The sequence below is a fragment of the bacterium genome, from assembly GCA_035370465.1.
GTDB lineage: Bacteria > Ratteibacteria > UBA8468 > B48-G9 > JAFGKM01 > JAGGVW01.
Genome location: DAOOVW010000045.1, coordinates 3,257 through 4,694, shown reverse-complemented (window position 1 = coordinate 4,694; position 1,438 = coordinate 3,257). Strand labels below are relative to the sequence as shown.

The window sequence follows — 1,438 nt, the reverse complement described above, 5'->3', positions numbered from 1 at the left end:
CTATATCCTGAAACAATGATAGGGACAGGGGAAGAAATAATAAGAATAATTGAAGAATTTAATTCTCCATATCTTGGCGTTTGTTTTGATACAGGGCATGCACATACTATAGGAAAATTTAAAGAAGAATTTATTGCCCTGAAAGATAAAATTTTTACATTCCACCTGCATGATAATGATGGAGAAAGAGACCTACATCTTCCACCAATTCAAGGAACAATTGACTGGAAATGGTTTATAAAAGAGTTAAAAAAATCAAATTATTCAGGACAATTACCAATTGAAATAGAATTACCAAAATATTTAAAATGGAGTGAAGTTGTCTCAAATATGAAAAAATTAGTTGAAAATGATGGAGAAGGAGAATTTCTTTATGGTAATAGGATAATTAAAATAATATAAATACCAAAATAGGAGAGAGATGATTATAATAGGGGAAAGAATAAATGGCACAAGAGAACATATAAAAAAAGCAATTGAAGAAAAAGATAAAAATTATATAAAAAGAGAAATAAGAAAACAAATTGAGAATGGCGCTACCTATATTGACCTAAATGCAGGAACAGGAAAAGGACAAGAAAGAGAAAAACAGGATATTAAATGGTTGATTGAAATTACAAAAGAAGAAAATATTTCTAAAATATGCATTGATAGTTCAGACCCGGATGTAATAAAATTTGCACTTGCTTTTGTAGAAAATAATGATATAATAATTAACTCAATAAATGGTGAGAAAGATAAAAAGAAAAAATTACTTGATATAATAAAAAGGTTTCCTGAATGTAAAATAATTGTTTTAACAATGGATGATAATGGTATTCCAAAAACTATTGAAAAAAAAATTGAAATTGCAAAAAATCTAATAGATGCACTTTCCCAGATAGGAATGAAAAAGGAAAATATTTTTATAGATTGTTTGGTTGAACCAATAAGTGTGGATATAAAAAATGCAATGAATTTCTTAAAGTGTGTAAAGAAAATAAAAGAAGAAGTCCCAGAAGTAAAAACAACCTGCGGGTTATCAAATGTTTCTTTTGGACTTCCCAAAAGAAAAATTGTTAATAAATATTTTCTTTCTTTATGTATTTATGAAGGGATTGATTCAGTAATAATTGACCCTACAATTGTTGATATAAAAGAGGGATTATATACAACAAATCTATTGACAGGAAATGATGAATTTTGTATGAACTATATCAGGGGAATAAGAGAAGGCAGGTTTTAATCGGGGCGTGGCCCAGTCTGGCTTAGGGCACCAGAATGGGGTTCTGGGGGTCCCCGGTTCAAATCCGGGCGCCCCGACTTGCACGCTTCATTGAGAGGATTTGAACATGGGTTCAAACCGACGAAAGAAGCAAAGGATAGCAAAGCAGAGTTGGTGCCGTAATGTATTTCAATAGGCACAACGGGAGTTAGAGGGGATTTAAAGAGGAATTTC

2 protein-coding genes and 1 tRNA gene are annotated in these 1,438 nt (G+C 31.1%); all 3 read left to right on the top strand.

All coding sequences use genetic code 11. The annotated features are described in order from the left end of the window. Positions 1 to 402: TIM barrel protein (locus tag PLW95_06460; protein ID HOV22303.1), on the top strand; the 402-nt coding region annotated here is incomplete at its 5' end. Between the two features lie 19 nt (positions 403 to 421). Next, on the top strand, positions 422 to 1,225 hold the full coding sequence (locus tag PLW95_06455) for a dihydropteroate synthase (GenBank protein HOV22302.1): 804 nt from the start codon (positions 422 to 424) through the stop codon (positions 1,223 to 1,225). A 1-nt stretch (position 1,226) separates the two neighbouring features. Further along, positions 1,227 to 1,302: transfer RNA gene (locus PLW95_06450), tRNA-Pro, on the top strand. Positions 1,303 to 1,438 lie beyond the last annotated feature (136 nt).